The sequence below is a fragment of the Melaminivora alkalimesophila genome (assembly GCF_000282995.1).
GTDB lineage: Bacteria > Pseudomonadota > Gammaproteobacteria > Burkholderiales > Burkholderiaceae_C > Melaminivora > Melaminivora alkalimesophila.
Map to the genome: position 1 here is coordinate 1 of NZ_ALEE01000239.1, position 303 is coordinate 303.

Sequence of the window (303 nt, forward strand, 5' to 3'; positions counted from 1 at the left end):
CCGTGTGCAGCGCCTCGGCCTCGACGCTGCTGGGCATCTTCATCACGCCGGTGCTGGTGGGCGCCGTGCTGCCCCAGGCCGGCAGTGCCGAGCAGGACGTGCTCGCCGGGATCGGGCGCATCATGCTGCAGCTGATGCTGCCCTTCGTGGCCGGCCACCTGCTGCGTCCGTGGATCGGCGGCTTCATGGCGCGCCACGCCGCGGCGCTCAAGTACGTGGACCAGGGCTCGGTGCTGCTGGTGGTCTACACCGCCTTCAGCGCGGCGGTCGCGGGCGGGCTGTGGAAGCTGCTGCCGCTGCCGG

General features: G+C 72.6%; 1 protein-coding gene. It reads left to right on the forward strand.

The features are described 5' to 3' along the window. Positions 1-303 (forward strand): bile acid:sodium symporter (locus A612_RS04275; protein WP_040436011.1); only part of this gene is annotated, 303 nt, incomplete at both ends.